This is a genomic window from Sulfitobacter sp. PM12 (assembly GCF_045586035.1).
In the GTDB taxonomy this organism is placed as follows: domain Bacteria; phylum Pseudomonadota; class Alphaproteobacteria; order Rhodobacterales; family Rhodobacteraceae; genus Sulfitobacter; species Sulfitobacter pontiacus.
This window is the reverse complement of sequence record NZ_CP151529.1, coordinates 978,726-1,003,314: the sequence shown is the minus strand read 5'-3', so window position 1 is coordinate 1,003,314 and position 24,589 is coordinate 978,726. Positions and strand designations below refer to the sequence as shown.

The window sequence follows — 24,589 nt, the reverse complement described above, 5'->3', positions numbered from 1 at the left end:
AAGAAACCCCTACCCCGCTGCGGTCTTGCCCCGTCGGTCCCCGCGCAACTGCGCATAAAGCACATGGGTCCGCCAGCGCCCATCGATTTGCAGATAGCTTTGCGCGACGCCTTCGTATTTGAAACCGGTCTTTTCCAGCAACCCGCGCGAGGCGATGTTCTCGGGCAGGCAGGCGGCCTCGACACGGCTGATGTCCAGACGGGTGAAGGCGTGGTGCACCGTCGCCTCGATCGCTTCGCGCATATAGCCACGGCGGGCGAATTGTTCGCCGGTCCAATACCCCAAGGTGCCCGCCTGTGCCGGGCCGCGACGGATGTTATCCAGCGTGATCGCCCCGATCAGCATGTTATCCTTGCGGCGGATCAGGAACAGCGGCAGCGCCGTCCCCGCAGAGACCGACCGGTTGGCCCAGTAGACCCGATTGGTAAAGGCTTTGCGCGACAGGTGGTCCGGTGCCCAGGACGGCTCCCACGGGGTGAGGTAGGTGATGCTGTCCGACCGCAGGGTGGCCCAGGGGCGGAAGTCAGCATGCACCGGTGGCCGCAACGTCAGCCTTTCGGTTTCAATGGCAAGCTTTCGTTTCAGCAGTTGCATCAGGCAGCGCGACGCTCCTGAAGTTCTTCCAATGTGGGGGCGCCGTCTACGGGACCATAAAGCGCCAATGCCGCAGGGGCGCTGGCGGCGATATTCTGGGCAAAGTCGCGCACGTCGCCTGTGGTGACCGCGTCAATCTGCGCGATGGTCTCTTCCAGCGGGGGGACGCGGTCCCAGATCTGGATCAATCGCGCCAGACGTTCGGCGCGGTTCGACGGGCTTTCCAGCCCCATCAGCAGCCCAGCCTTCATCTGCGCCCGTGCCCTTGCAACCTCGGCCGGGGACATGTCGGAGGCGGCGCGCTTCATCTCGTCAATGGTGATGCCCGCCAGTTCGGGCAGCTGTTCGCCGCTGGTGCCAGCATAGATCGTCATCATGCCCGTATCGGCATAGGCCCCTGCCTGCGCGAAGATCGTATAGCACAGGCCGCGGTTCTCGCGGACCTCCTGGAACAGGCGGCTCGACATGCCGCCCCCCAGGGCAGAGGCATAGATCTGCGCGACATAGATATCATCAGCGCGGTAGCCGGGCGCTTCGAACCCGAGCGCGAAATGCGCTTGCTCAAGCGGTTTCAACTGGCGCACTTCACCGCCGCTGAATTTGGCAGCATCCACGTCGAAGAGAGGCTTGGGGGGCATGTCGCCGAACAGCTGTTCAGCAAGGCGCACGATTTCGTCATGGTCCACCGCCCCTGCGGCGGCGAGGATCATCTGGTCGGGGCCGTAATGCTGGCTGATAAAGCCCGACAGGTCTTCGCGGCTGAAATTCGACACGCGTTCGGACGGGCCCAGAATGGTGCGCCCGATGGGTTGGTTGGGGTATGCCTTTTCCTGCAACCAATCAAAGATCACATCATCCGGCGTATCCAGCGCCTGACCGATCTCTTGCAGGATCACGCCGCGCTCTACCTCGATCTCGCCATTATCAAGGACGGGATTGCGCAAGATATCCGCGATCACATCCAGCCCCAGCGACACGTCATTTTCCAACACGCGCACGTAATATGCCGTCACCTCACGCGAGGTATAGGCGTTGATATATCCACCCACATCCTCGATCGCTTCTGCGATTTGCAACGAGGTGCGCTTGGCCGTGCCCTTGAACGCCATATGCTCAAGGAAATGCGCGATACCGTTTTGCGTGGCCGTCTCATGCCGCGCGCCCGCCGAAACCCAGACCCCGATAGATGCCGATGCAAGCCCCGGCATATGCTCGGTTACGATACGAAAGCCGTTGGACAGGCGGTGTTGTTGCAAGCTCACTGAGCGATGCCCCCTTTAATGATATCCTTGAGCGCCTCAAGGGCGTTCGGCACGCGGGTCACGCGTTCTTCGCGGTCGAAAAGATCGGCCATGTGGTCAGGCAGCGGCGGGCGCTGGCCTGTGGCGGCTTCGACCGCGTCGGGGAACTTGGCCGGATGCGCGGTGGCCAGCGTGATCATCGGCGTCGCCGGATCACGCAAGGCCGCCCCCACGCGCACCCCGATGGCAGAATGCGGGCACAGCAGTTCGTTTGTGTCGGCGTAGAAGGTCTTGATCGTCTCGCTGGTTTCCTCTTCGGACACGCGGCCCGATTTATAGGTATTTTGCAGGTCGCGCAGGGCATTGTCGCCGACGTCAAACCCACCCTTCGCCAGATCGCCCATCAGCGCATTGATCGCGTCGCTGTCTTGGCCGTAGGCGAAATACAAGGCGCGTTCAAAGTTGGAGCTGACCTGAATATCCATCGATGGGCTGATAGAGGCATGAACCTCGCCCTTGTGGTAGCCGCCTGTGGTCAGGCAGCGGTGCAGGATGTCATTCTGGTTCGTCGCAACCACCAGATCGGCAATCGGCAGTCCCATTTCGCGCGCGATATAGCCCGCGAAGATGTCGCCGAAGTTGCCCGTGGGCACGGTAAAGCTGACCTTGCGGTCCAGCGCGCCCAAAGCGAGCCCTGCGGTAAAGTAATAGACCACCTGCGCCAGCACGCGGCCCCAGTTGATGCTATTGACCCCTGCCAGTTGTACCCCGTCACGGAAAGCGTGGTCGTTGAACATGTCTTTCAGGCGCGCCTGACAGTCGTCGAAATCACCGTCCAGCGCCAGCGCGTGCACGTTGCTTTCCGATGGTGTGGTCATCTGTCGGCGCTGCACTTCGGACACGCGGCCGTGGGGGAAGAGGATAAAGACATCGACGTTATCCAGCCCGCGGAAGGCTTCGATCGCGGCCGATCCGGTATCGCCCGAGGTCGCACCGACGATGGTCACCCGTTCACCCTTGCGCGACAGAACGGCCTGGAACATGTGGCCGATCAACTGCATGGCAAAGTCTTTGAACGCCAGCGTGGGACCGTGGAACAGTTCAAGCAGGAAGTGCCCCTGTTCAAGCTGCACCAGCGGCGCGCGCACCTTGTGGTTGAAGCCCGCATAGGCCTTGGCGATCAGTGCCTTGAATTCATCGTCGCTGAATGTGTCGCCGACAAAGGGTTTCATAACACGAAAGGCGACATCCTCGTAGGACATCGTGGCCATCTCGCGCAGCTCATCGGTGCCAAGCGTCGGGATCGTTTCGGGCACATACAGGCCGCCGTCACGGGCGAGGCCGGTCAGCAGCGCCTCTTCGAATGACAAAACGGGGGCGGAACCACGGGTGGAGACATAACGCATAAGGGTCAGCTTTCGGTTTTGGGCGCGCGGCGGCGGCGCAAGAAGAACAGGCTCATCCCAAGCCAGATCGCGGCAAGAGAGAACCAAGTGATGGCATATTGCAAGTGGTCGTTGGGAATACGGGCGGTATCGACGGGCAACGGGCTGATCCCCGCTGGCTGAGGCGTGCTGCTGCGCGCAACCAGAAGAACGGGGTCGGTGCCAAGCGTTTGCGCCATATCCGGCACATCGCGGGCGAACCAGATGTTGCCCTTCAGGTCGGCCTCGGGGGTGAAGCTATCGGTTTCGCGCGGCCATTGCAGATTGCCCGTCACCGTCGCGGGGCCCAAATCGCGGGGGGCGTCCTTGTCCGTCGTCCGGACAAAGCCGCGGTCGACCATGATGCGGCGGCCATCCTCTAGCGCGAAAGGCGCGATGACGCGGTATCCTGCGCCGACGTCTTTCTGGGACACAAGCACATGGACCTCGCCTGCGTGATAGGCACCGGTCACGGCGACGGGCAAATAGGCGTCATCCTCGGCGTTGACGGTAGGGGGCAGGCCAACGGGGGCGGCGGCGATGCGGGTGTTGATGTCGGCGATGATCGCCTCTTTCCACGCCAGCCGCTGGATCTGCCAAACGCCCAGCCAGATCAGGATAGCAGCCCCGCCAAGGCCGACAATCAGCAGGAATAGCGTACGACGCATAAAGCTCTCTTGAGGTTGGCACCCGTGGACGGGTGGCGGCAATGCAAAGGCGCGCAAGGTCCCCCTCGCGCGCCTGTTGCTTTTAGTGATTGCGGCCCGGTTTGCAAGCCGACTGCGGGCTTAGATGCCCCACATGTAGACGGCGAAGAAGAGGAACAGCCAGACCACATCAACAAAGTGCCAGTACCAGGCAGCGGCTTCGAAGCCTACGTGCTGCTCTTGGGTAAAGTGGCCTTTCATCGCGCGGAACAGGCAGACCGCAAGGAAGATCGTGCCGATCACAACGTGGAAACCGTGGAAGCCTGTCGCCATGAAGAAGCTGGAGAAGAACAGGTCGCCGCCGAAGGTCCAGTCGTCATGGGCCAGCAGTTCATAGTACTCATAGGCCTGGAACGCGGTGAACAGCATGCCCAGAACGATCGCGATGGACAGGCCGGCGATCAGGTCTTTGCGGTTGTTTTCATGCACCAGCGCGTGGTGTGCCCATGTGACAGCACAGCCCGACAGCAGCAGGATCAGCGTGTTGATCAGGGGCAGGTGGAAGGCGTCAACGGGAATGATATCCGGCTGCACATATGTGGAACCCGGGAATTCATCCATCGGGTACAGGGCTTCTTTGAAGAAGGTCCAGAACCACGCCACAAAGAACATCACTTCGGACATGATGAACAGGATGAAGCCATAGCGCAGACCTATGCGCACGACGTTGGTGTGATCGCCGACGTGGCTTTCAGCAACAACCTCGGACCACCATCCGAACATGCAGTACAGAACGGCAACCAGACCACCCAAGAAGACGAAGGGGGTTACATCGTGCATCCAGAAGACACCACCAACCAGCATGACACAGCCGGCGATGGAGCTGAGCAATGGCCATGTGGACGGCGGCAGAATGTGATAGTCATGGTTCTTTTCATGGGCCATTGGTTCAGTCCCTCACCTTTTTCTTAATTCAGGTTTGTCTCGCTGTCCTGATCGGGGGCTTCATAGTCCTCGGGCAGGTCAATTTCATAGAACGTATAAGACAGTGTGATCGTATGTACATACTTGCCATCACGGTCTTCGACGATTTCGGGGTCAACAAAGAAGCTGACGGGCATTTGAACACGCTCACCGGGGGCGAGCACCTGTTCAGTAAAGCAGAAACATTCGATCTTTTCAAAGAAGGCCCCGGCGGCATAGGGCGTCACGTTGTAGGACGCCTGCCCCGCGACGGGGTGATCGGTTGGGTTATAGGCCTCGTAGAACGCCAGCCCGGTCTCGCCGATGCGCAGTTCCATCTCGTTGACGACGGGTTTGAATTCCCACGGCATATCTTCGTTCAAGCTGCCGTCGAAACGCACCTTGATCGTCTGATCCAGCACCTCGCCCTCGGCTCCGGCGACCTGCCCCGGCGTTCCGCCAAAGCCGGTGACGCGGCAGAACCAGTCGTAGAACGGTACCGATGCCCAGGCCAGCCCCCCCATCAGGATGACGACAGAGACGGTTTGCACCACAGTCTTCGCGGGTCCGGACAGGGCCATCAGTTGCTCTCCTGTGTTTGAAGCTCACCACCGGGCAGATCGTTGAAATCGATGTTGGTGATTTTGACAAAGGTCAGCGCCATGACCAGCACGACGAAGGCGGCCAGCAGCAGACCGACGCCAAGGTTGCGCCCGCGGCGGCGTGTGTGAATCTCGTGTTCGGCGCGAATGCCCATTACCAGCCTCCCAAACCGTAGCCCCGCAGGGTGGCCTCAAGCAGAATGGCACCGAAGTGCAAGAAGAGATACCATAGCGACAGGCGGAAGAACTTGCGTTCTACGCGGAAATCATCGGCTTCGCTGTCATCTTCATCACGCTGCCAGATGCGGAAGGCCCCGATCAGGAACAACAGGTTCAGCACGCCCGCGGTCGCCAGATAGATTGGCCCGCCGATCGAGGTGAAGCCGGTGCCGACCGCCAGAATGACCAGCAAAACAGTATAGGCCAGAATGTGACGACGGGTGGAGCGGCGGCCGTGGGTCACGGTCAGCATCGGCACCTTCGCGTCGTCATAGTCATTGCGCATGAACAGCGCCAAGGCCCAGAAGTGCGGCGGGGTCCACATGAAGATTAGCGCGAACATCAGCCATGCCTCGACAGAGAAGCTGCCGGTGGCGATGATCCAGCCGATCACGGGCGGGAACGCCCCCGCAGCACCGCCGATGACAATGTTCTGCGGCGTCGCACGCTTAAGCCACATGGAATAGAAAACGGCGTAGAAGAGGATCGTGAACAGCAGCATACCCGCGGCCAGCAGGTTGGCCGCCAGCCCCAGCATGACGACAGACATACCCGACAGCGCCACACCGATCGCCAGCGCTTCACCCGGCTGGACGCGCCCCGACGGGATCGGGCGGCCTTGGGTCCGGCGCATGATCGCGTCGATGTCGGCGTCCCACCACATGTTCAGCGCGCCCGAGGCCCCTGCCCCGATGGCGACAAACAGGATCGAGGCAAAGCCGATCACGGGGTGCACAGACTCGGGCGCGGCGAGCATGCCAACAAGTGCGGTAAATACCACCAACTGCATGACGCGCGGCTTCATCAGGGCGAAATAATCGCCGAACTGCGCCTCATACTCGCCCGCAGGTGTCGTGCTGGTATCTGTCATGCGATCTCTCATACAAAAGGAACCCGGGGCGCGCCTCGCGCACCCCGCATCAGCAATTGTGCCTTACTTGGACGCAACGGTCAGAGTCTGCGGGATGCCCGCATACTCTTCTTTCGCGTTGCCAAGCCACTGGGCATAGGCCTCTTCCGAGACGACTTTCACAGTGATCGGCATATAGGCGTGGGCGTTGCCGCACAGCTCGGAACACTGACCGAAGTACACGCCTTCTTTCTCGGCGGTGAACCATGTTTCCGCCAGACGGCCGGGCACGGCGTCCTGTTTCACACCGAAGGCAGGCATCGCCCAGGAGTGGATCACGTCGGAACCGGTGACCTGAACAACGATGGTCTGACCGACAGGGATCACAACGGCGGTATCGGTCGCCAGCAGGAACTGCTGTTCGGTATAGCCGGCCGCTTCAAGCTGCGCGATCACTTCAGGTGTTTTGCGGTTTTCGCCGCCAACAGCCGGTGCACCGATCATATAGCTGTCAAAGCCAAAGCCCTCGTCGACGTATTCATAGGACCAGTACCACTGGTTGCCGGTCGCTTTGATGGTCAGGTCGGCCTGCGGGATTTCCTGCTGACGGAACAGGATCGGCAGCGAATAGGCCCCGATCAGCACCAGAATCACGATCGGTGCGACGGTCCAGAGGATTTCAACCGGCGTGTGGTGTGTGAAGGATGCGGCAACGGGGTTGCGCTTGCGGTTATAGCGGATCGCCACCCAAAGGATCAGACCGGTCACGAAGATGGTGATCAAGGTGATGACGATCAGGATCAGGTGGTCCAGATCGTGGATGTCTTGCGCGACGCGGGTCACGGCTGGCTGAAAGCCCATCTTGCCGTCTACCGGCTCACCAATGATTTCCAGCCCGTCGATGCGAAGGTTTTCCTGCGCCATTGCTGGCACGGCGGAAAAAGCGGCCATGAGACCCGAAAAAGAGAGAAGATGTTTCATATGTCGTCCTGATCTTGTGACCATTGATAAGCGAATCCCAGCAGCACCCCGCAATTGGAGGCAGCTGTCCCGTTGTAATCTGTACGCTTACAATCATATTCTAACTTCAAGATAAAGACTTCTGCTTGCGTCAAACGGACGCGAAGCGATTTTTATGACACGATTCAGGGAACATTTTTATGAGCCAGCCGCCTTTCAACCCCTTTGAGGCGCAGCTTGACCGTGACGCCGCGCTGTCCATCCTGCGCGACGCTGTGGCAGGTGCCGACGACGGGGAACTGTTTTTCGAACGCCGGCGGTCTGAAGGGTTGGTGTTTGACGACGGGCGGCTGAAAACGGCCAGCTACGATGCCTCCGAAGGCTTTGGCTTGCGGGCGGTGCGGGGCGATGTCTCTGGCTATGCCCACTCGACCGAGATCACCGAAGCCGCCCTGCGCCGCGCAAGCGAGACAGCACGGCTGGCCGTGGGTGCGGGAGGCGGCACATGGGCGGATGCGCCAGCCGCGACCAATCAAAAGCTCTATACCGACGAAGATCCGATCGCGGGCGCGGCCTTTCCCGTCAAGGTCGACACCCTGCGCGAGATCGACGATTTCGCCCGCAGCCTTGATGCGCGTGTCGTGCAGGTTTCTGCCTCTATCTCTGCCTCCATCCAAGAGGTCGAGATTCTGCGCCCAGAGGGCACCTCTGTCCGCGATGTGCGCCCGATGACGCGGGTGAACGTATCGGTCATTGTCGAACAGGATGGCCGCCGCGAAAGCGGGACCGCCGGTGGCGGCGGGCGTGTCGGGCTGGACGGGCTGTTGGACCCCGCCGACTGGCAGGCCAAAACCCGCGAAGCCCTGCGCATCGCCTGCGTCAACCTGCGTGCCGTGCCTGCGCCTGCGGGCGTCATGGATGTTGTGCTTGGCCCCGGCTGGCCCGGCATCCTGCTGCACGAGGCCATCGGTCACGGATTGGAAGGGGATTTCAACCGCAAGGGCTCAAGCGCCTTTGCCGGCCTCATGGGCCAACGCATCGCCGCCAAAGGCGTGACGGTGCTGGATGATGGCACCCTCCCCGACCGGCGCGGGTCTATCTCTGTGGATGACGAGGGCACGCCCTCGGCCAAGAATGTGCTGATCGAGGACGGTGTGCTGGTAGGCTATATGCAGGACCGGCAGAACGCCCGGCTGATGGGCGTGGCCCCAACCGGCAATGGCCGCCGCGAATCCTATGCCCACACCCCGATGCCCCGCATGACCAACACCTATATGCTGGGCGGTGACGTGGCCCCCGGTGATATCGTCGCGGACCTCAAGGACGGCATCTATGCGGTCGGTTTTGGCGGCGGGCAGGTGGATATCACCAACGGCAAGTTCGTTTTCTCCTGCACCGAAGCTTACCGTGTGCGCAATGGCGTGGTCGGGGACCCCGTCAAAGGGGCAACGCTAATCGGAGACGGGGCCACGGCGCTGCAACAGATCCGCGCCATCGGCAATGATCCCGCGCTGGATCCGGGCATGGGCAACTGCGGCAAGGCGGGCCAATGGGTGCCCGTTGGCGTCGGACAGCCCACATTGATGATCGGCGGCCTGACCGTCGGCGGTGCCGCTGCCGCCTAAGTACAAACGGATTACCGGAGTGCGCCTAGGTGCTCCGGTGATCCGGAAATCCGATACCGGATAGCACACCGAAGAAGATTAGTAGTTCGGATTAAACCTTCGCCGTTCACGTTTCGTTAAGCAGCTTTGCCTAAAGCTGGTGATGCAACGGACGGAGACGCGGGATGACTGACAGGAACAACACTCCTTCCTCTTCCACGCCCCCCTTGGTCCCACCCACCCTGGAAGACGACAGCTTTGCGCGGCTTCGTCTGTTGCGCTCGCGCCGTGTCGGCGTTGTCACCTATTACCGTATGCTGCGCGAATACGGCACAGCGCGTGCCGCGCTTGAGGCATTGCCGGACGTCGCCCGCGCCGCAGGTGTGAAAGATTATCGCATCTGCCCCGAGAATGTCGTCCACGCAGAGCTGCGCGCGGCAAAGGCCGCGAATGCGCGATTGATTGCCCATGATTGCGCAGCCTATCCCCCTCATCTGGCAGAGCTCGACGACGCCCCCCCGTTTCTATGGGCAATCGGAGATATCGAGCTGCTGCACCGCCCCTTGGTGTCGATTGTGGGCGCGCGAAACGCCTCATCGCTCGGGACGCGCATGGCCCGCGCCTTGGCATCCGGCTTGGGGGAGGCGGGGTTTACGGTCGTCTCGGGATTGGCGCGGGGGATTGATGCCGCGGCACATCTGGCGACGCTCCAATCCGGCACAATCGCGGTGCAAGCGGGGGGCGTCGATGTGATCTATCCGGTAGAGAATACGACGCTTGCCCAAGACATCGCGGCCCAAGGGCTGCGCATTTCGGAACAACCGATGGGGCTGCAACCGATGGCGCGGCATTTCCCCAGCCGCAACAGGATCATCGCAGGGCTAAGCCGCGCAACGGTCGTGGTCGAAGCGGCGGCGAAATCCGGCAGCCTGATTACCGCCCGTGACGCGCTGGATCAGGGGCGAGAGGTGCTTGCCGTGCCCGGCCATCCCTTCGATGCCCGTGCCGCGGGCTGCAACATGCTGATCCGTGACGGGGCGGCGCTGGTGCGCAATGCCGCAGATGTGATTGATCAACTGGGACCGGCAAAGGCTGCCGCCGCCAGCCCGCCCATTTCCACAGCAGCCGCCCCCGCGCCGCAGCGCGACATTGCAGCGCTGCACACCGATATATTGTCACGCCTTGGCCCCAGCCCCGTTGCCGAAGACCAGCTGCTGCGCGATCTGGCGGTCGCACCGGGGATCGCCACACCTGTTCTGGTCGAGCTTGAGTTGAACGGGCATATCCTGCGCCATGCAGGCGGGCTGGTATCCCGCGCGGACTGAGCGTGACGCGGCCGCAGATCGGGGGCCAGCCCCCGCTTTGGAGACCCTCCAAAGCGCCCCCGGGATTTAGACCATCTGGAAGCCGGAACCCCGGCCGGATTACACCGTGAAACACCCCCGAAAACGCGCTTTATAGCCCGTGTATCAAAGGGGGCGCGCTGTTCTGCGGATTGACAAACTTCGCTTCACGCCACATGTCACAGCATAAGCCACGCGAATTAATTTGATCCAAGGTGCCGAATTTTATGCCAGTTGTCGTCGTCGAATCACCTGCCAAAGCTAAAACGATCAACTCGTATCTCGGCAGTGATTACACCGTGCTTGCGTCCTACGGCCACGTCCGCGATCTGCCGCCCAAAGACGGATCGGTCGACCCGGAAAACGGGTTCGACATGACTTGGGAAGTCGCCGCAGCAAGCAAGAAACACGTCAAAGCCATCGCTGATGCGCTGAAAGACGACAACGCATTGATCCTCGCGACTGACCCTGATCGCGAAGGCGAAGCGATCAGCTGGCACCTGCAAGAGGCGCTGACCAAACGCAAGTCGATCAAGAAGGACACACCGGTCAGCCGCGTGGTGTTCAACCAGATCACCAAAAAGGCCGTAACCGAAGCGATGGCGAACCCGCGTCAGGTCGATATGCCACTGGTCGAGGCCTATCTGGCACGGCGCGCGCTGGATTATCTGGTGGGCTTCAACCTGTCGCCTGTCCTGTGGCGTAAATTGCCGGGCGCGAAATCGGCGGGGCGGGTACAGTCGGTCACCTTGCGTCTGATCGTCGAGCGCGAGATGGAGATCGAGGCCTTCCGCAACCGCGAATACTGGAGCGTCAAGGCGCTGGTCGCCACGCCGCGCGGGCAAGAGTTCGAGGCCCGTCTGGTGACGCTTGCCGGTAAAAAGCTGGACCGTTTTGATCTTGGCAATGAAACCCAGGCCGAGATGGCGGTACAGGCGATTACCAGTCGCGATCTGACGGTTACCAGCGTCGAGGCGAAACCCGCGAGCCGCAACCCCTCGGCCCCGTTCATGACCTCGACGTTGCAGCAGGAAGCCAGCCGCAAGTTCGGCATGGGCGCACGCCAGACCATGAGCACGGCGCAGCGGCTCTATGAAGCCGGTCACATCACCTATATGCGGACCGACGGCATCGACATGGCCCCCGAAGCGATCACGATGGCACGGGACGCCATCTCGGACCGGTTCGGGGCGGAGTATGTCCCGTCTGAGCCGCGCATTTACAAGAACAAGGCCAAGAACGCGCAAGAGGCGCACGAATGTGTGCGCCCCACCGACATGACCAAAGATGCCGACGCGCTGAAACTGACCGAACCGGATCAACGCAAGCTTTACGACCTGATCTGGAAGCGCACGCTGGCCTGCCAGATGGAAAGCGCGCGTCTGGAACGCACCACGGTAGAGATCGGCAGCAAGGACGAACAGGTCGGGCTGCGCGCCACCGGTCAGGTGGTGAAATTCGACGGCTTCCTGCGCGTCTACGAAGAAGGCCGCGACGATGTCGTGGACGAGGATGACAAGCGCCTGCCGCAGATCACCCAAGGCGACAAGATGGACAAACGCGCCGTCACGCCAGAGCAGCACTTTACCCAGCCGCCCCCCCGCTACACCGAAGCGACATTGGTCAAGCGCATGGAAGAGCTGGGAATCGGGCGCCCATCGACCTACGCCAGCGTTGTCACGACCATTCAGGACCGCGAATACGTTCGCAAGGAAGGCAACCGTCTGTTCCCCGAGGACAAGGGCCGTTTGGTGACGGCCTTCCTCGAGAATTACTTCCGCAAATATGTGGGCTATGACTTCACCGCCGATCTGGAAAACCAGCTTGATAAGGTGAGCGCGGCGGATGCCGACTATAAGGATGTGCTGGGCCGGTTCTGGCAGGATTTTTCGGCTGCGATTGCTGAAACCGCCGATTTGCGCATCACCGAGGTGTTGGAAAAGATCAACGAGGTACTCGAGCCGCATCTCTTCCCGCCCAATGAGGATGGTAGCGACCCGCGCCTGTGCCCCAACTGCGAGATCGGGCGTTTGTCGATGCGCACCGCACGGTCCGGCGGCGCGTTCATCGGCTGTTCGAACTACCCTGAATGCCGCTATACCCGCCCCTTCGGCCCGCCCGACCCCGAGGCCGAAGCCTCGGCTATTCCGCCCGATGGCAAACTGCTGGGTGAGGATATGGGCGACGAGATTCGCGTGTTCAAAGGGCGCTTCGGCCCTTATGTACAGCGCGGCCCCGTCACCGAAGAGAACAAAAAACCGCCGCGTCAATCGGTGCCCAAGGACTGGCCAGCCGAAGAGCTGGAGCTGGAACGCGCTGTCATGCTGCTGTCGTTGCCGCGAGAGATCGGCCCGCACCCGGAAGATGGGGTGATGGTCTGGGCAAATATCGGGCGCTACGGCCCCTATATCAAACACGCCGACAGCACGTCGAACCGTGGCGGGACCAATGCGAACCTCGAAAGTCTGGACGAGGTGTTCACCGTTGGCATGAACCGCGCCGTGCAATTGCTGGCCGAGAAAGTCGCCAGCCGTGGCGGACGTGGCAAAGCGGCAAAACCGATCCGCGAGATGGGCGAACACCCCGATCTGGGCGGCGAGGTCAACATCATGGAAGGCAAATACGGCCCTTATGTGAAGTGGGAGAAAGTCAACGCCACCATCCCCAAAGAGGTCGAGCCTGCCGATCTGACCATGGAACGTGCGGTTGAGCTGATCGAGGAAAAGCTGGCGAAATCCCCTGCCAAGCGCAAAGCCGCAACCAAGAAGCCCGCAGCAAAGAAGCCCGCAGCAAAGAAAACCGCTGCGAAAAAGGCTCCGGCCAAGAAAACGGCTGCCAAGAAGGCCCCCGCAAAGAAACCAGCGGCCAAAAAGGCACCCGCAAAGAAACCAGCGGCCCAAAAGGCACCCGCAAAATCGGCCGCTGCACCGGAAGAGTGAGAGCGCAACTCACATATTCATGAAATGACATATATGTGAGTTGCCCCGCCCTGCCCTTGCTGCTTTTACCTGTGACAATCGCCACGGTAGAAGGACATAAAGATGGCAGAGCAGACATTCTCAAGACGCGGGTTGATCCTGACAGCGGGCGCGGCGCTTTTCACGCCGGCCCTGTTGCGCGCACAGACGCCGGTGCCAGAGATCGCGGCACCGGTACGTCATAACACCAATGGATTTTCCAGCCAGAACTGGCAGGACCACTTTGATACATTGGGCAAAGCCGCGATCGTGGCTGATACCTCTTCCCGCGCGCTGCACTATTGGGGCGGCGATGGCGAGACCTACAAGATTTACCCGACCTCCGTGCCCCGCAGCGACGAGCTGACCAAACGCGGCTACACCCGCATTGTGCGCAAACGTGTCGGGCCCGACTGGACACCGACACCCAGCATGATCGAACGCGACCCCGATCTGAAGTATATGCCGCCCGGTCCGGACAACCCGCTTGGCACCCATGCGATGTACCTCAGCTGGCCCGCCTATCTGATCCACGGCACCCATGACACGCGCAAGATCGGGCGGCAAAGCTCGGACGGGTGCATCGGGCTTTACAACCACATGATCGAGGCGCTGTACCAGATTGCCCCCATCGGCACGCAGGTACGCATCGTCTGACCTCGCTGCGGGCTGCACTGGCCCCGCAACGACAGCTGCCCACCCGACGCAGGGTGGGCGCACATCCCCCGAATTTTCCGGCAAGCTCCACTGGTACCGCTGACATTAGCGTCGGCGGTTTGACACGTTCGTTACGCCGCGTCATAGAAGTCGTATAACGATAATACGACAGGGCCGTGAGCCTCTCTTGAAAGGAGCCGGAATGAAGAAAATCTATGGAAGCGCTGCCGAGGCGCTGGAAGGCGTGCTGCACGATGGCATGCTGATCGCAGCGGGAGGCTTTGGCCTTTGCGGTATTCCCGAACTGCTGCTGAACGCGATCCGGGACGCGGGCACCAAGGATTTGACCTTTGCCTCGAACAATGCGGGCGTAGATGATTTCGGCATCGGTATCTTGTTGCAGACCAAGCAGGTCAAGAAAATGATCAGCTCTTACGTCGGCGAGAACAAGGAATTCATGCGCCAGTATCTCGGCGGCGAGCTTGAGCTGGAATTCAACCCGCAAGGCACCTTGGCCGAACGTATGCGTGCGGGTGGTGCGGGCATCCCCGGCTTCTATACCAAAACTGGCGTTGGCACCGTGATCGCCGAAGGCAAAGAGCACAAGGATTTCGACGGCGAGACCTATATCCTTGAGCGGGGCATCGTTGCGGATCTGGCGATTGTCAAAGCGTGGAAAGCGGATGACACTGGGAACCTCGTGTTCCGCAAGACTGCGCGCAACTTCAACCCGCCAGCGGCCATGTGTGGCAAGATCTGCATCGCCGAGGTCGAAGAGATCGTTCCCCGTGGCAGCCTTGGCGGCGACGCGATCCATCTGCCCGGCATCTATGTGCACCGCATCATTCAGGGTGATCACGAGAAACGCATCGAACAGCGCACAGTGAGGACGGCATAATGGCTTGGGATCGCAATCAAATGGCGGCACGCGCCGCGCAGGAACTGCAAGACGGTTGGTATGTGAACCTTGGCATCGGGATTCCGACGCTGGTGTCCAACTACATCCCCGATGGGATGGATGTGACCTTGCAGTCGGAAAACGGCATGTTGGGCATGGGGGCTTTCCCCATCGAGGGCGAAGAAGACGCCGACCTGATCAACGCAGGCAAGCAGACCATCACCGAGCTGGATCGCACCTCGTATTTCGACAGCTCGACCTCCTTCGGGATGATCCGCGGCGGCAAGATCGCCATGGCCATTCTGGGCGCGATGGAAGTGGCTGAAAACGGCGACCTCGCCAACTGGATGATCCCCGGCAAGCTGGTCAAAGGCATGGGCGGCGCGATGGATCTGGTCGCGGGTGTGGGCCGCGTTGTGGTGGTCATGGACCACGCCAGCAAGCATGGCGACAGCAAGGTACTGAAAGAATGCACCCTGCCGCTGACCGGCAAGAACGTCGTTGACCGCATCATCACCAATCTAGGTGTGCTGGATGTCGTTGAAGGCGGGCTGAAGATCGTTGAATGCGCCGATGGCGTCACCGAAGACGAACTGCGCGCCGCGACCGAAGCGACAATCGTCTAATCTGCTGACGCGATGAACGACGAGGGGCGCAGCCAGCGATGGCCGCGCCCCTTTTTACATCCACCCCGAACTGGCGTCAGTTCATCGCCGCAAAGACACACCCGTCCGAAATCAGCTCGGGCGGGGTCTGGCACAGGCCCTTGGCGACCTGAAAAGCGGCCAGCACCTTGGGCACATAGTCACGGGTTTCGGCAAAAGGCGGCACGCCCGCGTGCTTGTGCACGGACCCTTCGCCCGCGTTATAGCCCGCCAGCACCAAGATCGGATCGCGGTCGAATTCGCCCATCAGCCAATCAAGATATTTTACGCCGCCCGCGATATTCTGCGTCGGGACCATACTATCGGTCACCCCAAAGCGGGACGCTGTATCAGGCATCAGCTGCATCAACCCCTGCGCCCCCGCCCCGCTGATGGCATCGGGCCGCCCTGCGGATTCAACCGTGATCACCGCGAGCACAAGCGCAGGTGACACCTGTGTCCCGATCGTAGAGCGGAGGATGTCGATCCCGTTGGCCTTGGCGATCTCTTGCATCTGTTGCATGCGTGGCGCGGGGATTTTGCTGCTGGCGGTTGCCAGCGTGATCATCGCGGCCTCCAGCCGGCCCGGGCCAGATTTCTCGACCGCCGGAGAGACACGATCCCAGAACCAATCATATTGCCCCGGCGACGCTGGCACGATGGCACCGGAGTCGGTTGCGACAACCTCGGGTACGTCGTCGGCCTTGGGTTCGATAAAGACATTGATCCGATTGGTACTGCCCGGCTTGGGCGGCTTCACACGTTTTGCCTCGAACTTGGGAAACGGCTTGGGCGCGTCTGCCCAGACAGCCGAGGCCGCCAGCATCCCCACCATCAAAGATACGGTCATTCGTCGAAACATCGCTGCCTGCACTGATTATTTAATGCTCTTTTTCAGCAATCTCGCACGGAAACCCTCGCCAAACCAACCAAACATGGCAGGGAACATGGCGATTTCGCCATAATTGATGCAATCCTGCCCCGCTTCCCATCAAGGATAACAAAAAATGAAGATGGAAAATTGTTTTGTATCAGCGGGCTACAATAATTCTGCCGAAAACCGGCCCGGAAAAATGAAATGTCACAATTGCCGCCAAATTCGTGCCCCATTCACAAGGCTATATAGGCTCATACCAAGTCAGCCAGATGCGGAATTGAGAGAGAAGCATCGAAACGGACGACAGGGTTGAGATTGAAAACTTTATGATCCTTGGAGGGACATACCATGATGAACTTTATCAAGAACTTCAAAAACGACGAATCCGGCGCTGTAACTGTTGACTGGGTCGTTCTGACCGCCGCCGTTGTTGGCCTGGCCGTGGCAGCTTACTCCTCGATCGAAACAGGCGCTTCCAACCTGACAGCGAATACTCAGTCCTTCATGGCAAAACAGAACCCAAGCCAATAAGCTATCGTCATCTACGGTACCTTTGGCCGCATTCTGCTCGACAGAATGCGGCCAGTTTTTTAGACCTTCATCACGCAAGGCAAAACAATGCTCTCGAAGCTTATCAAATTCTGGAAAAGTCCAAGCGGTGCGGTCACAGTTGACTGGGTGGTTCTATGTGCGGCCGTGGTATCTCTGGCGGTTCTCATTGTCGTCAGCATGACTACCGGAACTGTGGATCTAGCAGACCGGGTGATGACCCAGACGCCGGGCGACATCTAACCCAAGCCACCCTGATAATGACCCAGCCTGGTCGCGGATTATCCATAGTCTGGACACAATCACCGCCTATCCATTGGTATAAGTTTCGCGCCGCGTCTTGGGACCGGCACACACTCAAGAGAGGTAAGTAACATGCGGATGGTTTTTGGACTGGTCCTGCTCGCCGGTATCGCTTTGGCAGGTGGTGCTGTGTATCTAGCAAAGGGCCGCATCAGTGAATATCAACGCGCCAACCAACAGGCGCAAGAGGCTCTGGCGCAGATCGTGCCGACGGTTGGTGTATATGTGGCAAACGGGCCGCTGAAATACGGTCAACGCCTGACCCGCGAAGATGTGCGGCAGGTGAACTGGCCTGAAAATGCGATCCCCGAAGGCGCGTTTATCGAAGAAGCTGAACTCTTCCCCGAAAACAGCGATGACCTGCGTGTCGTACTGCGTGCGATGGAGAAAGACGAAGCCATTATGGCAGTGAAGGTGACCGAACCCGGTGCCGATACCGGCCTCACCTCGCAGCTGGAACGGGGCAGCCGTGCTTTCGCGATCCGCGTCGATGTATCAAGCGGCGTCTCGGGCTTCCTGCGCCCCGGTGACCGTGTCGATGTCTACTGGACCGGCCGCATCAACCGGGGTGGCAATGACCGCGCCGATACCGGAGACGTGACCAAACTGATCGAGGCAGGCGTCAAGATCATCGCGATCGACCAAAGCGCCGGCGGCGAACGCAGCGAGGCGGCCATCGCGAATACTGTGACTGTTGCCGTTCAGCCCTATCAAGTTGCCGCATTGGCACAGGCTCAATCGACGGGTGACCTATCCCTCTCGCTCGTCGGGGCAGAGGATGACACCGTCGCCGGTGAGATCGAAGTCGACCAGCGCCGCCTGCTCGGCCTGACAGAAGAAACGGTCAAAGTCGAAACGACGACAGAAAAAGTCTGCACCATCCGGACCCGTCGTGGTGCCGAAGTGGTCGAAATCCCGATCCCCTGCACCAACTGATCTGCTTGTCAGGCGGGGCAAATACGGACCTCAGCACCGCCGCGCATCACTTTGCGCGGCGTTTTGCCATTTCGGATATGTTGCTGTTAATCCACATATACCCGCCACCCCCTGTCATTGATTCTTGCAAAAAAACGCAAAGGACCGCACAGTGTCGCAAACGGCGGGCGCAAAGACCCTATTTTGAGGCGTGATCACAAAGGCAGGTCACATGAAAATCGATAAGTTTATTAAAGCAGCCCTATTGGGACTGACCATTGGCGCGATGCCATTTGCATTGACTGCGCCGATCGACGCGCAGGCCAACACTCTCCGTGTGGTCAAGAAGGGCACCAACCGTGTGTTGGAAGTCCCGATGAACCGCGCGGTTGTGGTTGAAAGCGATATCCCCTTTGCCGAGCTTAGCATCGCCAACCCGGGGATCGCAGATATATCATCCCTCTCCGATCGCACCATCTATGTGCTGGGCAAATCCCCTGGCCTGACCACGCTGACCCTGCTGGATGCGGCCGGTCAGCTGATCACCAACGTGGATGTGCGCGTCGCGGCGGATGTCTCTGAATTCAAGGAACGCCTGCGGCAGATCCTGCCCGGCGAAAAGATCGAAGTGCGCACAGCCAACGACGGTATCGTCCTGTCGGGCATCGTTTCCTCCACCCAACGCCTGCAGCGCGCCCTTGATCTGGCCGAACGCTACGCGCCGGAACGCGTCTCCAACCTGATGAGCGTCGGCGGCATCCAGCAGGTGATGATGAAAGTCCGCTTCGCCGAAATGAGCCGATCTGTCTCCAAATCCCTAAGCGCGTCGCTCGCGTTGAACGGGTTGGTGGGCAACGATCTTGCGATCAATGGCGGGACCAATACGACAAATACATCAGGCGCGATTGCGAACTCTCTTGGCGGCACGACACCTGCGTCCAACAGCAACGCAGGCGCGGTACTGTTCGGCTTTAACGCAGGGTCCACCCAAGTCGGCCTGCTGCTTGAAGCCCTGGAGCAGAAGGGCGCCGTACGCTTCCTTGCCGAACCGAACCTCGTCGCGCTGTCCGGGCAAGAGGCGACGTTCCTTGCCGGTGGCGAATACCCCGTGCCTGTCGCCCAGACCGGCGACCAGATTTCGGTGCAGTACAAACCCTTCGGCGTAGAGATGAGCTTTATCCCCCGTGTCGTGGATAAAGACCTGATTAACCTCGAACTCAAAGCTGCTGTGTCGGCGATTGATGCCAGCAACAGCGTGTCCTTGGGCAATGGTTTCGACATCTCGGCCTTCACCCGCCGCGAAACCTCGACCACGGTTGAAATGCGCGACGGCGAAAGTTTTGCGATCGCGGGTCTGCTGACCGACGATTTCACCGATAACTCCAGCCAGCTACCCTGGATCGGCGATGTGCCTGTATTGGGCGCGTTGTTCCGCAGCGCGAACTATCAGCGCAGCCAGTCCGAACTGGTGATCATTATCACGGCCCATCTTGTGACCCCCACCCGAGGCGAGGCTTTGGCCCTGCCCACCGACCGGATCAAACCGCCCACGGAAAGCGAATTGTTCCTGTCAGGTCGCACGTCCAAAGGCAGCACAGCGCCCACCAAAGGGGCCGCTGGCGAGGTTGCCAAACAGGACTTTAGCGGGTCATATGGCTATGTATTGGATTGATCAGATGACTTCAGCGATCCCTTCGACAGGTAAAATCACCGGGTTATGCGCCGCTTTGGCGATGACCGTAGCAGGCTGCGTCAGCAGCCCTGATCCGGTCTATACCCAGTTCCACCGCGAAGCAGGATCCCTGACCGATCTGGGCACCTTCGGTAACGCCACGCTGAACAACCGTTTGGTGATGACAGGCGAACGCCAGTACACCTTCGATCTGGCCAACCGCTTTGCCGGCGAAGTCGAATCCACGGTGACCTTTGCCTTTAACTCGGCCCAGCTGGACGGGGCCGCGCAGGCTGTGCTGCGGCGCCAAGCGGGATGGATCCGCCAGTTCCCCGAGGTCCGGTTCCGCGTGTATGGCCATACCGATGCCGTCGGTTCGAACAGCTACAACAAGGCGTTGGGCCTGCGCCGAGCACAATCCGTTGTTGCGTTTCTGTCAACGCAAGGCATCAGCCGAAGCCGTCTTGAGGCCGTTGTTTCCTTTGGCGAAACACAGCCGTTGATCGTGACACAGGGCCGCGAACGGGCAAACCGTCGCACCGTGACCGAAGTCAGCGGCTTTGTCGGGCGTCATCCCACCGTTCTGGACGGCAAATACGCGCAGATCATCTATCGCGATTACGTTGCCAGCGCCGTGCCGCCGACTCAGCTATCGGGCGGTGCGACATCGACCGGGACCACGACGGAATAGCCGGATAAAAGATACCTCGTGAAAGGCCTGATCGTCGCTGACGGTCGGGCCTTTTGCGTTTCAATCCGGCAAATCCCTGCGGATCGTTTCAAAAGACCAAACAATAGAAACTATTTAGCCCCAATCTTGCCCAACTTGGCAGGGATATTCACTGCAATAGGACAGTTGCGCCCGGCCACCGTGGTCTGACGCAGGGGACCGCAAGGCAAAGAACAGGGCGACGCCCGATTAGCCCTTGCCGCGCCCCAAAGAGAAGAAGGGGAAGTTTAGGTATGAGCAGCAGTATGCCACAGATTGACGCACCACAGATCATCGCCTGCACTGTCAGCCGTGATGTACAGAACTTTGACCTGCTGATCGAGGATATGGAATCAGCTTTGGGCGAAGCCTGGGGTGATCTCGGCTTTTCTGAAAGCCTCGCTTTTTTCAGCCAGCCCGAAGCGGCGACGCTCGAACTGATTGCACTGGCGCTTGATTCCGAGGACGAAGAGAACCTGCCGATGATGTCCGAGATCATCTCGCAGGCCAAATCGCGTCATATCAAGGTGATCCTGATCGCCGAAGACATGTCCCCGGCCTCGCTCCATTCCCTGTTGCGTCAAGGTGCGGATGAATTCGTCCCCTACCCGCTGCCCGAAGGCGAATTGGCGGCGACCATCGAACGTCTGCGCGCAGGCCCCGAGCCCACAGCCGAACATATCGAGGCAGGCCCCAAGCTGAAACCCGGTGCCGATAAAGACGGCGCTGTGATCGTGGTACATGGTTTGGCCGGTGGCACCGGTGCGACCAGCATGGCCGTTAATCTGGCGTGGGAACTGGCGACCTCCGACAAAAAGAACCCGCCAAAGGTCTGCCTGCTGGATTTCGATCTGCAGTTCGGGGCCGTGGCGACCTATCTGGACCTGCCGCGCCGCGAAGTCGTCTATGACATGCTGATCGAGACAGACGAGATGGACGAGGAAAGCTTTGGTCAGGCTCTGCTGACCTATGAAGACACGCTTCAGGTGCTGACCGCCCCCGCTGATATGCTGCCGCTCGATCTGATCACCTCGGAAGATGTGACACGAATTCTGGATATGGCGCGCAACCAGTTCGACTACGTTGTTGTCGATATGCCGTCGACGCTGGTGCAATGGACCGAAACCGTGCTGAGCAATGCGCATGTCTATTTTGCCATGCTCGAACTGGATATGCGCTGCGCCCAAAACGCCTTGCGTTTCAAACGCGCGCTGCAATCCGAAGAGCTGCCGGTCGAAAAGCTGCGCTATGTCATGAACCGCGCGCCGAAATTTACCGACCTTAACGCCAAAGCGCGGGTCAAACGGATGGCAGAAAGCCTTGGTATTTCCATCGACGTGCAGCTGCCTGATGGCGGCAAGCAGGTGACGCAGGCCAACGACCACGGTCTGCCGCTCGCCAATACCGCCGCCAAGAACCCGCTACGCCGCGAGATCGCAAAGCTCGCGTCTTCTATCCACGACCTCAAGGCTGACGAAGCCAAAGCCGCCTGATCCGGCCCAAGCGCCAGATAATTTAGAAAGAGTATTCAGATGTTCTCGAAGTATAAAAAGCCAGGTGACGTTGCCGTAGCCACACCCGCCCCAAAGGCGAAGGCTCCCGCGCCCCAGCAACAGCCAGAGGAAGCGGTCGCGCCCAAACCCGCCAGCATGCGCCGCGTGGCTCAAGCTGCAACCGTCGCCCCGCAGGATCGCGACGTGAAGCGCAAGCAACGCATGAGCGACATCAAGCTCGAACTGCACCGTGCCCTGCTTGAGAACCTGAACCTCGCCGCCCTTGAACATGCCTCGGAGCAGGATCTGCGCAGCGAGATCAACGAAATCTCGACCGAGATTCTGGCCGAGAAATCCATCGTGTTGAACCGCGAGGACCGCGTTCAACTGAACTCCGAACTGTATGACGAGGTGACCGGCCTTGGCCCGCTGGAAACGCTGCTGAAAGACGACAGCGTCAACGATATTCTGGTCAACGGCCCGCAACAGATCTTTGTGGAACGCGCGGGTAAACTGCAGCTGACCGACGTGACCTTCAAAGACGAAAAGCACCTGCTGCGGATCATCGACAAGATCGTTTCCGCCGTTGGCCGTCGCGTCGATGAAAGCAACCCTTATGTCGATGCGCGCTTGAAAGACGGCTCGCGTTTCAACGCAATGGTCCCGCCGATTGCCGTGGACGGCAGCCTTGTCTCCATTCGTAAGTTTAAGAAAGACAAACTGGGCATTGATGATCTGGTAAGCTTTGGGGCCTTCTCGGAAGAGATGGCAGCCTATCTGCAAGCCGCCGTGGCCACCCGTCTGAATATCATCGTCTCGGGCGGTACAGGTTCTGGTAAAACCACCACGCTGAACGCGCTGTCATCGTTTATTGCCAACGATGAACGTATCCTGACCATCGAAGACACCGCCGAACTGCAACTGCAACAGACCCATGTGGGCCGCATGGAAAGCCGCCCGCCCAACGTTGAAGGCAAGGGCGAGGTATCCCCGCGCGACTGTCTGAAAAACGCCCTGCGGATGCGGCCTGACCGGATCATCGTCGGCGAGACGCGCGGCGAGGAAGTGATCGACATGCTGCAGGCCATGAACACCGGCCACGACGGGTCGATGACCACGATCCACGCCAACTCTGCCCGCGATGGTGTCAGCCGTCTGGAAAACATGATCGCCATGGCCGGTATCGAAATGCCGCTGAAAGCGGTCCGCAGCCAGATCTCGTCGGCTGTGAACCTGATCGTACAAGCGTCGCGCTTGCAGGACGGGTCGCGCCGCATGACGTCGATCACCGAAATCACCGGCATGGAGGGCGACGTGATCTCTATGCAGGAAATCTTCCGCTTTCAGCGCGTCGGCCTGACGCCCGAAAACAAGATCATCGGCCACTTCACCGGCACCGGCGTGCGCAGCCACTTCTCTGAACGTTTCAAGATGTGGGGCTATGACCTGCCATCGTCGATCTATGAACCCGTTGTGGTCAAGTAAGGATTATCAATCATGAGTGCAGAACCCATTATCTATGGCCTGATCTTCGTCGGTGTCCTTGTGCTGGTCGAAGGGCTGTATCTGGTCGCTTTCGGTAAATCCATCAGCCTCAACAGCAAGGTCAACCGCCGGCTTGAAATGCTGGAAAAAGGGGCCCGCCGCGAAGAGGTTCTGGACAAGCTGCGCAAGGAAATGCAGCAGCACATGGATAATAAATCCATTCCGGTCTATTCCCTGCTCGCCGAGAAAGCACAAAAGGCCGCGATCGCCTTTGCGCCGAAACAGCTGATCATGATCATGGCCGGCCTTTCGGTCGTCGCCTTTCTGGGGCTGACCATCGGCACCAATACCGAAGTGCCCGTGCGCATCCTGATCTCTGTCGGGATCGGTGTCGGGGCCGTGTTTTTCTGGATCTCGTCCAAAGCGAAAAAGCGCATGGACATGATCGAAGAGCAGCTGCCTGACGCGGTGGAACTGATGGTGCGGTCGTTGCGCGTGGGCCACCCTTTCACCAGCGCAATCTCTATCGTGTCCAAGGAAATCCAGGACCCGCTGGCGTCGGAATTCGGCGTAATTGCCGATGAAACCGCCTATGGCCGCGACATTGGCGAGGCGCTCAAAGATATGGCCGAACGGCTTGATATGCAGGATTTGCGCTTCCTCGCGGTGGCTGTGACCATCCAGCAGCAATCGGGGGGTAACCTTGCCGAAATCCTTGCGGGGTTGGCCAAGGTCATCCGCGCCCGCTTCCGCCTGTTCCGCCGCGTGCGCGCTATCACCGCCGAGGCGAAATGGTCCGGCAAGTTCCTGTCCGCCTTCCCGATCCTCGCGCTGATCGTGATCAAACTCGGTGACCCGCATTACTATGACGAAGTCATGACCCACCCGCTGTTCATCCCCGGCTGTATCGCGGTTGTCCTGTTCCTGTCGCTTAACCTCATCGTCATGCGCAAGCTGACCGATATCAAAGTCTAAGGGGGCCT

At 59.9% G+C, this 24,589-nt stretch carries 23 protein-coding genes; 13 read left to right on the top strand and 10 right to left on the bottom strand.

Annotated elements, in window-relative coordinates; all coding sequences use genetic code 11:
- Nucleotides 1-9: 9 nt before the first annotated feature.
- The 9 genes from AADW22_RS04820 to coxB all read right to left on the bottom strand — a co-directional run bounded on the left by AADW22_RS04820 (nucleotide 10) and on the right by coxB (nucleotide 7,521).
- The gene (locus tag AADW22_RS04820; RefSeq protein ID WP_005851700.1) at nucleotides 10-594 is read right to left on the bottom strand and encodes a GNAT family N-acetyltransferase; all 585 of its coding nucleotides are present in this window, start codon (nucleotides 592-594) and stop codon (nucleotides 10-12) included.
- Nucleotides 594-1,856 (bottom strand): pitrilysin family protein, encoded by a 1,263-nt coding sequence (locus AADW22_RS04815; RefSeq protein WP_005851699.1) that lies wholly within the window; start codon nucleotides 1,854-1,856, stop codon nucleotides 594-596. Before AADW22_RS04815 ends, AADW22_RS04820 begins: the two co-directional genes overlap by 1 nt.
- Nucleotides 1,853-3,241: a threonine synthase gene (thrC, locus tag AADW22_RS04810; protein ID WP_407474354.1), complete on the bottom strand. Its 1,389-nt coding sequence runs from the start codon at nucleotides 3,239-3,241 to the stop codon at nucleotides 1,853-1,855. Before thrC ends, AADW22_RS04815 begins: the two co-directional genes overlap by 4 nt.
- A 5-nt stretch (nucleotides 3,242-3,246) precedes the next feature.
- Complete coding sequence (locus AADW22_RS04805; RefSeq protein ID WP_407474353.1) at nucleotides 3,247-3,927, bottom strand: SURF1 family protein; 681 nt, start codon at nucleotides 3,925-3,927, stop codon at nucleotides 3,247-3,249.
- 120 nt (nucleotides 3,928-4,047) lie between these two features.
- The gene (locus AADW22_RS04800; RefSeq protein WP_005851694.1) at nucleotides 4,048-4,851 is read right to left on the bottom strand and encodes a cytochrome c oxidase subunit 3; all 804 of its coding nucleotides are present in this window, start codon (nucleotides 4,849-4,851) and stop codon (nucleotides 4,048-4,050) included.
- A 23-nt stretch (nucleotides 4,852-4,874) separates the two neighbouring features.
- Complete coding sequence (locus AADW22_RS04795; protein WP_005851692.1) at nucleotides 4,875-5,450, bottom strand: cytochrome c oxidase assembly protein; 576 nt, start codon at nucleotides 5,448-5,450, stop codon at nucleotides 4,875-4,877.
- On the bottom strand, nucleotides 5,450-5,626 hold the full coding sequence (locus AADW22_RS04790; RefSeq protein WP_005851690.1) for a hypothetical protein: 177 nt from the start codon (nucleotides 5,624-5,626) through the stop codon (nucleotides 5,450-5,452). The genes AADW22_RS04795 and AADW22_RS04790 overlap by 1 nt, the downstream gene beginning before the upstream one ends.
- Nucleotides 5,626-6,561 (bottom strand): heme o synthase, encoded by a 936-nt coding sequence (gene cyoE, locus AADW22_RS04785; RefSeq protein ID WP_005851689.1) that lies wholly within the window; start codon nucleotides 6,559-6,561, stop codon nucleotides 5,626-5,628. The genes AADW22_RS04790 and cyoE overlap by 1 nt, the downstream gene beginning before the upstream one ends.
- A 63-nt stretch (nucleotides 6,562-6,624) precedes the next feature.
- A complete protein-coding gene (gene coxB / locus AADW22_RS04780) occupies nucleotides 6,625-7,521 on the bottom strand; it encodes a cytochrome c oxidase subunit II (RefSeq protein ID WP_407474352.1) in 897 nt (298 codons plus the stop codon).
- Nucleotides 7,522-7,700: 179 nt separating this feature from the next.
- On the opposite strand from coxB, the gene tldD reads away from it, so the two are divergent.
- The 6 genes from tldD to AADW22_RS04750 all read left to right on the top strand — a co-directional run bounded on the left by tldD (nucleotide 7,701) and on the right by AADW22_RS04750 (nucleotide 15,585).
- Nucleotides 7,701-9,125, top strand: coding sequence for a metalloprotease TldD (tldD, locus tag AADW22_RS04775; RefSeq protein WP_005851686.1), 1,425 nt, complete (start codon nucleotides 7,701-7,703; stop codon nucleotides 9,123-9,125).
- Between the two features lie 164 nt (nucleotides 9,126-9,289).
- Nucleotides 9,290-10,429 (top strand): DNA-processing protein DprA, encoded by a 1,140-nt coding sequence (gene dprA / locus AADW22_RS04770; RefSeq protein ID WP_407474351.1) that lies wholly within the window; start codon nucleotides 9,290-9,292, stop codon nucleotides 10,427-10,429.
- Nucleotides 10,430-10,674: 245 nt separating this feature from the next.
- Entirely contained in the window at nucleotides 10,675-13,386 is a 2,712-nt protein-coding gene (gene topA / locus AADW22_RS04765) for a type I DNA topoisomerase (protein ID WP_407474350.1), read from the top strand.
- A gap of 102 nt (nucleotides 13,387-13,488) precedes the next feature.
- Nucleotides 13,489-14,061: a L,D-transpeptidase gene (locus tag AADW22_RS04760; RefSeq protein ID WP_005851682.1), complete on the top strand. Its 573-nt coding sequence runs from the start codon at nucleotides 13,489-13,491 to the stop codon at nucleotides 14,059-14,061.
- 202 nt (nucleotides 14,062-14,263) lie between these two features.
- Nucleotides 14,264-14,959: a CoA transferase subunit A gene (locus AADW22_RS04755; RefSeq protein WP_005851680.1), complete on the top strand. Its 696-nt coding sequence runs from the start codon at nucleotides 14,264-14,266 to the stop codon at nucleotides 14,957-14,959.
- Nucleotides 14,959-15,585, top strand: coding sequence for a 3-oxoacid CoA-transferase subunit B (locus AADW22_RS04750; protein ID WP_009826130.1), 627 nt, complete (start codon nucleotides 14,959-14,961; stop codon nucleotides 15,583-15,585). The genes AADW22_RS04755 and AADW22_RS04750 overlap by 1 nt, the downstream gene beginning before the upstream one ends.
- A 76-nt stretch (nucleotides 15,586-15,661) precedes the next feature.
- Here AADW22_RS04750 and AADW22_RS04745 read toward each other — a convergent pair whose 3' ends face one another.
- Nucleotides 15,662-16,453, bottom strand: coding sequence for a lytic transglycosylase domain-containing protein (locus tag AADW22_RS04745; RefSeq protein ID WP_407474349.1), 792 nt, complete (start codon nucleotides 16,451-16,453; stop codon nucleotides 15,662-15,664).
- 375 nt (nucleotides 16,454-16,828) lie between these two features.
- On the opposite strand from AADW22_RS04745, the gene AADW22_RS04740 reads away from it, so the two are divergent.
- The 7 genes from AADW22_RS04740 to AADW22_RS04710 all read left to right on the top strand — a co-directional run bounded on the left by AADW22_RS04740 (nucleotide 16,829) and on the right by AADW22_RS04710 (nucleotide 24,581).
- Nucleotides 16,829-17,011, top strand: coding sequence for a Flp family type IVb pilin (locus AADW22_RS04740; protein ID WP_407474348.1), 183 nt, complete (start codon nucleotides 16,829-16,831; stop codon nucleotides 17,009-17,011).
- 393 nt (nucleotides 17,012-17,404) lie between these two features.
- The gene (cpaB, locus tag AADW22_RS04735) at nucleotides 17,405-18,268 is read left to right on the top strand and encodes a Flp pilus assembly protein CpaB (RefSeq protein WP_407474347.1); all 864 of its coding nucleotides are present in this window, start codon (nucleotides 17,405-17,407) and stop codon (nucleotides 18,266-18,268) included.
- 211 nt (nucleotides 18,269-18,479) lie between these two features.
- The gene (locus AADW22_RS04730) at nucleotides 18,480-19,919 is read left to right on the top strand and encodes a type II and III secretion system protein family protein (protein WP_037943338.1); all 1,440 of its coding nucleotides are present in this window, start codon (nucleotides 18,480-18,482) and stop codon (nucleotides 19,917-19,919) included.
- Complete coding sequence (locus tag AADW22_RS04725) at nucleotides 19,906-20,610, top strand: OmpA family protein (protein WP_037943337.1); 705 nt, start codon at nucleotides 19,906-19,908, stop codon at nucleotides 20,608-20,610. The genes AADW22_RS04730 and AADW22_RS04725 overlap by 14 nt, the downstream gene beginning before the upstream one ends.
- 272 nt (nucleotides 20,611-20,882) lie before the next feature.
- On the top strand, nucleotides 20,883-22,121 hold the full coding sequence (locus tag AADW22_RS04720; RefSeq protein ID WP_064216185.1) for an AAA family ATPase: 1,239 nt from the start codon (nucleotides 20,883-20,885) through the stop codon (nucleotides 22,119-22,121).
- A 39-nt stretch (nucleotides 22,122-22,160) separates the two neighbouring features.
- Nucleotides 22,161-23,606, top strand: a complete 1,446-nt coding sequence (locus tag AADW22_RS04715) for a CpaF family protein (RefSeq protein WP_037943335.1) — start codon at nucleotides 22,161-22,163, stop codon at nucleotides 23,604-23,606.
- Nucleotides 23,607-23,618: 12 nt separating this feature from the next.
- Entirely contained in the window at nucleotides 23,619-24,581 is a 963-nt protein-coding gene (locus AADW22_RS04710) for a type II secretion system F family protein (RefSeq protein WP_005851670.1), read from the top strand.
- Nucleotides 24,582-24,589 lie beyond the last annotated feature (8 nt).

Coding starts and splice junctions, on each gene's coding strand:
- AADW22_RS04820 (WP_005851700.1), bottom strand. CDS start 594: ATGCAACTGCTGAAACGAAAGCTTGCCATTGAAACCGAAAGGCTGACG.
- thrC (WP_407474354.1), bottom strand. CDS start 3,241: ATGCGTTATGTCTCCACCCGTGGTTCCGCCCCCGTTTTGTCATTCGAA.
- AADW22_RS04805 (WP_407474353.1), bottom strand. CDS start 3,927: ATGCGTCGTACGCTATTCCTGCTGATTGTCGGCCTTGGCGGGGCTGCT.
- AADW22_RS04800 (WP_005851694.1), bottom strand. CDS start 4,851: ATGGCCCATGAAAAGAACCATGACTATCACATTCTGCCGCCGTCCACA.
- AADW22_RS04795 (WP_005851692.1), bottom strand. CDS start 5,450: ATGGCCCTGTCCGGACCCGCGAAGACTGTGGTGCAAACCGTCTCTGTC.
- AADW22_RS04790 (WP_005851690.1), bottom strand. CDS start 5,626: ATGGGCATTCGCGCCGAACACGAGATTCACACACGCCGCCGCGGGCGC.
- cyoE (WP_005851689.1), bottom strand. CDS start 6,561: ATGACAGATACCAGCACGACACCTGCGGGCGAGTATGAGGCGCAGTTC.
- coxB (WP_407474352.1), bottom strand. CDS start 7,521: ATGAAACATCTTCTCTCTTTTTCGGGTCTCATGGCCGCTTTTTCCGCC.
- tldD (WP_005851686.1), top strand. CDS start 7,701: ATGAGCCAGCCGCCTTTCAACCCCTTTGAGGCGCAGCTTGACCGTGAC.
- dprA (WP_407474351.1), top strand. CDS start 9,290: ATGACTGACAGGAACAACACTCCTTCCTCTTCCACGCCCCCCTTGGTC.
- topA (WP_407474350.1), top strand. CDS start 10,675: ATGCCAGTTGTCGTCGTCGAATCACCTGCCAAAGCTAAAACGATCAAC.
- AADW22_RS04760 (WP_005851682.1), top strand. CDS start 13,489: ATGGCAGAGCAGACATTCTCAAGACGCGGGTTGATCCTGACAGCGGGC.
- AADW22_RS04755 (WP_005851680.1), top strand. CDS start 14,264: ATGAAGAAAATCTATGGAAGCGCTGCCGAGGCGCTGGAAGGCGTGCTG.
- AADW22_RS04750 (WP_009826130.1), top strand. CDS start 14,959: ATGGCTTGGGATCGCAATCAAATGGCGGCACGCGCCGCGCAGGAACTG.
- AADW22_RS04745 (WP_407474349.1), bottom strand. CDS start 16,453: ATGACCGTATCTTTGATGGTGGGGATGCTGGCGGCCTCGGCTGTCTGG.
- AADW22_RS04740 (WP_407474348.1), top strand. CDS start 16,829: ATGATGAACTTTATCAAGAACTTCAAAAACGACGAATCCGGCGCTGTA.
- cpaB (WP_407474347.1), top strand. CDS start 17,405: ATGCGGATGGTTTTTGGACTGGTCCTGCTCGCCGGTATCGCTTTGGCA.
- AADW22_RS04730 (WP_037943338.1), top strand. CDS start 18,480: ATGAAAATCGATAAGTTTATTAAAGCAGCCCTATTGGGACTGACCATT.
- AADW22_RS04725 (WP_037943337.1), top strand. CDS start 19,906: ATGTATTGGATTGATCAGATGACTTCAGCGATCCCTTCGACAGGTAAA.
- AADW22_RS04720 (WP_064216185.1), top strand. CDS start 20,883: ATGAGCAGCAGTATGCCACAGATTGACGCACCACAGATCATCGCCTGC.
- AADW22_RS04715 (WP_037943335.1), top strand. CDS start 22,161: ATGTTCTCGAAGTATAAAAAGCCAGGTGACGTTGCCGTAGCCACACCC.
- AADW22_RS04710 (WP_005851670.1), top strand. CDS start 23,619: ATGAGTGCAGAACCCATTATCTATGGCCTGATCTTCGTCGGTGTCCTT.